Annotated in this window: 6 protein-coding genes; 5 read left to right on the plus strand and 1 reads right to left on the minus strand. The window is 73.9% G+C overall.

Going from position 1 to position 5724, the window contains the following annotated elements:
• Positions 1 to 21 precede the first annotated feature (21 nt).
• Both PLP61_RS14305 and PLP61_RS14310 read left to right on the plus strand, forming a co-directional pair.
• On the plus strand, positions 22 to 951 hold the full coding sequence (locus PLP61_RS14305) for an alpha/beta hydrolase (RefSeq protein ID WP_324503423.1): 930 nt from the start codon (positions 22 to 24) through the stop codon (positions 949 to 951).
• 35 nt (positions 952 to 986) lie between these two features.
• Positions 987 to 2315, plus strand: coding sequence for a serine hydrolase domain-containing protein (locus PLP61_RS14310; protein ID WP_324503424.1), 1329 nt, complete (start codon positions 987 to 989; stop codon positions 2313 to 2315).
• Positions 2316 to 2333: 18 nt separating this feature from the next.
• On the opposite strand, the gene PLP61_RS14315 is transcribed toward PLP61_RS14310, so the two are convergent.
• A complete protein-coding gene (locus PLP61_RS14315; protein ID WP_324503425.1) occupies positions 2334 to 3218 on the minus strand; it encodes a fructose bisphosphate aldolase in 885 nt (294 codons plus the stop codon).
• 171 nt (positions 3219 to 3389) lie between these two features.
• On the opposite strand from PLP61_RS14315, the gene PLP61_RS14320 reads away from it, so the two are divergent.
• The 3 genes from PLP61_RS14320 to PLP61_RS14330 all read left to right on the plus strand — a co-directional run.
• Positions 3390 to 4997: an FAD-binding oxidoreductase gene (locus tag PLP61_RS14320; protein WP_324503426.1), complete on the plus strand. Its 1608-nt coding sequence runs from the start codon at positions 3390 to 3392 to the stop codon at positions 4995 to 4997.
• 85 nt (positions 4998 to 5082) lie between these two features.
• On the plus strand, positions 5083 to 5250 hold the full coding sequence (locus PLP61_RS14325) for a hypothetical protein (protein WP_324503427.1): 168 nt from the start codon (positions 5083 to 5085) through the stop codon (positions 5248 to 5250).
• Positions 5251 to 5275: 25 nt separating this feature from the next.
• The coding region (locus PLP61_RS14330; RefSeq protein WP_324503428.1) for a DUF2252 family protein at positions 5276 to 5724 on the plus strand (449 nt) is incomplete at its 3' end.

Genomic DNA, 5724 nt, shown 5'->3' on the forward strand with positions numbered 1-5724 from the left:
CCACCGACTAGGGTCACGGGCATGCAGGCCAGCACCTTCTCCCTCACCGCCCCCGACGGCGTCGCGCTCCACGTGAACCGGTGGCTGCCCGACGGTCCGGCCAAGGCCGTGGTCCAGATCGCCCACGGCATGGCCGAGCACTCCGGCCGCTACGAACGGTTCGCCCGGCGGCTCACCGACGCGGGCTACGCGGTGTACGCCCACGACCACCGCGGCCACGGCGGCACGGTGGCCGCCCCCCGTGACGCCGGCTACTTCGCCGACACCGACGGGTTCGACACGGTCGTGGCGGACCTGCACCTGGTCAGCGAGCGGGCTCGCGAGGAGCAGCCGGGCATGCCGTTCTTCCTGCTCGGCCACAGCATGGGCTCGTTCCTCAGCCGCGCCTACGCGGCCCGGTACGGCGGCGAGCTGGACGGGCTGGTCCTCTCCGGGACCGCCGGGGACCCCGGGCTGTTGGGGAGGGTGGGCCGGGCGATCGCGGTCCTGGAGGCCAGGATCCGCGGCCGGCGGCACACCAGCCCGCTGCTCGACAAGCTGACCTTCGGCCAGTACAACGCCGCCTTCAAGCCTGCGCGCACGAAGTTCGACTGGCTCTCCCGCGACGCGGCCGAGGTCGACAAGTACGTCGCCGACGAGCAGTGCGGCAACGTCTTCACCAGCGGCTTCTTCGCCGACCTCATCGGCGGGCTGGCCGCCGTCAACTCCGACAGCACGGCCGCGCTGGTGCCCAAGGACCTGCCCATCCATCTGGTGGCCGGGTCGATGGACCCGGTGAGCAACCAGGCCAAGGGGGTCCAGCAGGTGGCCGACCAGTACGTCCGCCTCGGGGTGCGGGACGTGAGCCTGCGGATCTGGCCCGAGGGTCGCCACGAGATGCTCAACGAGGTCAACCGCGACGAGGTGATGGCCGAGCTCGTGGCGTGGCTCGACGCGCACCTCCCGTCCTGAGCGGCTGACCGGCCCGGGCCCGCTAGCCTCCCGCCATGCGCCTGTTCCGCCGGATCCTGGTCGGCCTGCTGCTCCTGGTCGTCGTCGCGCTGGTCGCGGGCTACTGGTACGAGCGGCCCCTGCTGCTCACCGGCACCGGGTACGCCGCCCACAACGCCTGCGCGGTCGAGCACGTCGCCGGGCGGGACGACCCGGAGGACGACCTTCCGCCCAACCCCCTGGTGCCCTACCTGCGCACCAAGGACGTCGGGGACGACGGGGTGCAGGCCTCGATCCTCGGCGTGTTCGCCAAGCAGACGGCGTGGTACACGCCCGGCTTCGGCTGCACCCTCGCCGACGAGCGACCGGACCTCGGCACCCCGACGGAGGTCGACGCCTCGGCCAACCCGTTCTCCGGCGCACCCGCCCCCACTCCCTCCCCCCAGGTGGAGGCGGCGCTGGCCCGCGCCTTCGGCGACGACCTGCCCGCGGACGAGCGGGAGGACCTGGGCACCCGCGCGGTGGTCGTGGTCCGCGACGGCGAGCTCGTCGCCGAGCGGTACGCCGACGGCTTCGACGCCGACACCCCGCAGCTGGGCTGGTCGATGACCAAGAGCGTGACCAACCTGCTCCTCGGGCGGCTGGTCCAGCTCGGTCAGGTGGCCATCACTGACGACCACCTCCGCCCGGAGTGGACCGACTCGCGCGCCGACATCACCGTCACCGAGCTGGCGCAGATGACCAGCGGACTGAAGTGGGACGAGACCTACGACCTGGGCACCCCGATCACCCAGATGCTCTACCGGGAGCAGGACATGGGCAGCTTCGTCGCGAGCCAGCCCGCCGAGCACGACCCCGGGACCTACCAGCAGTACTCCAGCGGCAGCACCACCCTGCTGTGCGCCATCCTCACCGAGCGGACGGGGGTGGCCGCCGACCTGCCGCGGCGCGAGCTGTTCGCGCCCCTCGGGCTGTCCTCCGCGGTGCTCGAGCCCGACGCCTCGGGCACCCCGGTGTGCAGCTCCTACCTGTGGGCCACCCCGCGCGACTGGGCCGCGGTGGGCCAGCTCGCGCTGCAGGACGGCGAGTGGAACGGCGAGCGGCTGCTGCCCCGGGAGTGGATGGCGGGGTCCACCACCGCGGTCGACGTGGAGACCGAGGACGACGGGTACGCCGCCGGCTGGTGGGCCAACGCTCGGCCGGACGGCACGCTGGTCGAGCCGTCGCTGCCGGCGGACGCCTACTTCGCCGAGGGCCACGACGGCCAGTGGATCGTGGTCGTCCCTTCCGCCGACCTCGTGGTCGTCCGCCTCGGGTTCAGCCCCGAGGTGGACGACGTGGGCGCCGTGCGGCTGGCCGCGGACCTGCTCGCGGCCGAGGGCTGAGCGGGCCCGGTCCGCGGCTCAGGTCGCCGAGGCTGCCGCGATGCTGGCGATGGAGGCGTCCAGGGTCGCGTCGAACTCCTCCTGGCTCTGCCCGGCGCCGAGCCCCTCGGTCAGGGCGCGGGAGAAGCTGGCGACGACCCCGTGGTTGCGCGCGAGTCGGGCGTTGGCCTCCTCCCGGCTGTAGCCGCCGGAGAGGAAGACCACCCGCAGCACCCGCGGGTGCGCCACGAGGTCGGCGTACAGGTCGTCGGTCTCCGGCGGGGTGAGCTTGAGCATGACGTACTGCTCCGGCTCCAGCGCGTCGAGCTTCTCGCGCAGGGCGGCGTGCAGCTGCTCCTCCGCCTCCCCCTTGGCCGGGCTGTGGATGTCGACCTCGGGCTCGATGATCGGCACCAGGCCGGCCGCCAGGATCGTGCGGGCGACCTCGAACTGCTGGTCGACCACGGCCTGCAGCCCCGCGCCGGGCCTGAGGATGACCGAGCGCATCTTCGTGCCGAACACGTGCCTGGCCCGGGCCCGGGCCAGCAGGTCGGCCAGGCCGGGCATCGGCTTCATCAGCCGGGCGCCGTCGGCCTCCTCCTCCAGTCCTCGGTCCACCTTGACGAAGGGGACCACGCCCTTGACCTCCCACACGTAGTCGGGAGCGGGCCGTCCCTCGATGTCACGGTCCATCGTCTGCTCGAACAGGATCGTGCCGATGATCCGGTCCCCGCCGAAGCTGGGACTGGTGAAGATGCGGGTACGCATCTGGTGGATGAGGTCGAACATCTCCGCCTCGCTGGCCCAGCTGCCCTCTGCCACGCCGTACAGGCGGAGCGCCTTCGGGGTGCTTCCGCCGCTCTGGTCCAGGGCCGCGACGAAGCCCCTGCCGCTGCGCATCTTCTCGAGCTGTTCCTGGTTCATCGAACCATCCCTCCTCGTGCTCCTCCCTCGTGGCCTACCTGGCTGGGTGCCGCGTGGCCGAGGACCCTGCCGGGTGCACCTGGTTCCAGGGTCCCTCCCCTGCCCGGCCCGGCCAAGACCCGCCCGGCGGGCAACGGTGTGAACGGCGTCACGGCTCTGGGAGGATCAACCATGGCGACACGCTCGTGGTGGGGCTGGGGGACGGTGGAGGCGGCGCCCGGCCGTGCGGAGGAGGACGAGCTGCTCGGGCGGGTGCGGGCGCTGCTCCCCGACGCGGTGCTCGAGGACCATGCGCCCCCCGACCCGCGCACGCTCGACCTGCCGCGCGTGCGGGTGGATCCACCTCCCTCGCTCGCCCCACTCTGCTCGTCCGACGCCGTGGACCGGGCCGCGCACACGCACGGGAAGGCCTTCCGGGACGTCGTGCGCAACCTCGAGGGCCTGCTGGAGCACCCGCCCGACCTGGTCGTGCGGCCGACCTCGGAGCGCGACGTCGTGGACGTCCTGGACTGGTGCTCGGGAGCGGGCGTCGCCGTGGTCCCCTACGGCGGCGGGACCTCGGTGGTGGGTGGGGTCGAGCCGCGGTTCGAGGGGCCGGCGGTGAGCCTGGACCTGGGCCGGCTCGACCGCGTGCTCGAGGTGGACCGCACCAGCCGCGCCGCGCGGATCCAGGCCGGGACACCCGGGCCGCTGCTGGAGGCCGGCCTGCGCCCGCACGGACTGACCCTGCGCCACTTCCCCCAGTCCTTCGAGCTGTCCACCCTGGGCGGCTGGCTGGCGACCCGGGCCGGGGGGCACTACGCGACCCTCTACACCCACATCGACGACCTCACCGAGTCGCTGCGGGTGGTCACCCCGGTGGGGGTCTGCGAGTCGCGCCGGCTGCCCGGGTCGGGCGCGGGGCCCTCCCCGGACCGGCTGTTCCTCGGGTCCGAGGGCACGCTGGGGGTGATCACCGAGGCCTGGGTGCGGGTGCAGGACCGGGTTCGTTGGCGGGCCACGGTCAGCGTCGGGTTCGAGGACCGCGACAGCGCGGTGCGCGCCACCCGTGCGGTGGCGCAGTCGGGTCTGTACCCCACGAACTGCCGGCTGCTCGACGCCGCGGAGGCACTGCTGACGACCGGGGAGCTGGTCGGTGGCGGGGTGCTGGTGGTGGCGTTCGAGTCCGCCGACCACCCCGTCGACCCCTGGCTGGCCCGGGCGCTGGAGCTCACCGCCGAGCACGGCGGGCGGCCGCTGCAGGCGGGCACCCGTGAGGACGCGGGGGAGGAGGTTCCCACCGACCCGGCGGCGTCGTGGCGGTCGGCGTTCCTGCGGATGCCCTACCACCGCGACGTGCTGGCGCGGCACGGGCTGGTGGTGGAGACGTTCGAGACCGCCTGCACCTGGGACCGGCTCGACGCCGTCCACGAGAGCGTCGTGGCCGCGGCCCGCGACGCGTTGGCGCGGGTGTGCGGGGGTGGTGCGGTCACCTCCCGGTTCACGCACGTGTACGCCGACGGGCCCGCGGCGTACTACAGCGTGTACGCGCCGGGCCGCTGGGGGAGCACCGTGGCGCAGTGGGACGAGGTCAAGGCGGCGGTCTCCGAGGCGATCCTGGTCGCCGGCGCGACGATCACCCACCACCACGCGGTGGGCCGCGACCACCGGCCCTGGTACGACCGCCAGCGACCCGAGCCGTTCGCGACCGCGCTGGCGGCCGCGCGGAGGGCGCTGGACCCGGCCGGGGTGCTCAACCCCGGCGTACTCCTCCCGGCCGGGGGGACGCCGCAGAGTTGACCTCCGGTTAACGCGCCGTCAACCGGGACGACTCGTGGCCGCGCCACCCTCGGGGGCAGCACACGCCCGACCAAGGGGGACATCCATGGACGACGACTCCGATGCCAGGCGGGCCGCACTCGTCGCGGCCCGGGAACGGCTGGAGGCCGAGCACGCCCGCAAGCTCACCGCCCTGCTGACCGCGCGCGAGGATCTGCGCGGGGTCTACCCGCTGGCCGACCTGGTCGGCGACCGCGTGCTCTGGTGCGCCTGAGCCCGCTCTGCTGCATGATCGGAGGATGACGGACCCGGCCCCACCCGACCTCTCCGACGAGGCCCCCGGCACCCCGCCGCGGCTGGTCCACCTCACCCGCCACGAGCGCGTGGGCCTCGGCCGGGCCGCCCGCGGCCTGCTGCCGCTGGCCGACCTGGGCGTGCACGCGCCGGGGCCCGACCGTCCCGACCCTGTCGCGCTGCTGGTGGGCCAGGGCGCCAGCAGGGTGCCCGAGCTGGTGCCGATCCGCTACGGCCGGATGTCCAGCTCGCCGTTCGCCTTCTACCGGGGCGCGGCCCTGCTGATGGCCACCGACCTGGGGACCCGGCCGAGCAGCGGGCTGCGGGTCCAGCTCTGCGGGGACGCGCACCTGTCCAACTTCGGGGTCTTCGGCTCTCCCGAGCGGCGACTGGTCTTCGACCTCAACGACTTCGACGAGACCCTGCCCGGACCGTTCGAGTGGGACGTCAAGCG

Source organism: Nocardioides sp., from assembly GCF_035429765.1.
Classification (GTDB): domain Bacteria; phylum Actinomycetota; class Actinomycetes; order Propionibacteriales; family Nocardioidaceae; genus Nocardioides.

Excerpts from the sequence above, each read along its gene's own strand:
- PLP61_RS14310 (WP_324503424.1), top strand. The coding sequence starts at position 987 with ATGCGCCTGTTCCGCCGGATCCTGGTCGGCCTGCTGCTCCTGGTCGTC.
- PLP61_RS14305 (WP_324503423.1), top strand. The coding sequence starts at position 22 with ATGCAGGCCAGCACCTTCTCCCTCACCGCCCCCGACGGCGTCGCGCTC.
- PLP61_RS14320 (WP_324503426.1), top strand. The coding sequence starts at position 3,390 with ATGGCGACACGCTCGTGGTGGGGCTGGGGGACGGTGGAGGCGGCGCCC.
- PLP61_RS14325 (WP_324503427.1), top strand. The coding sequence starts at position 5,083 with ATGGACGACGACTCCGATGCCAGGCGGGCCGCACTCGTCGCGGCCCGG.
- PLP61_RS14315 (WP_324503425.1), bottom strand. The coding sequence starts at position 3,218 with ATGAACCAGGAACAGCTCGAGAAGATGCGCAGCGGCAGGGGCTTCGTC.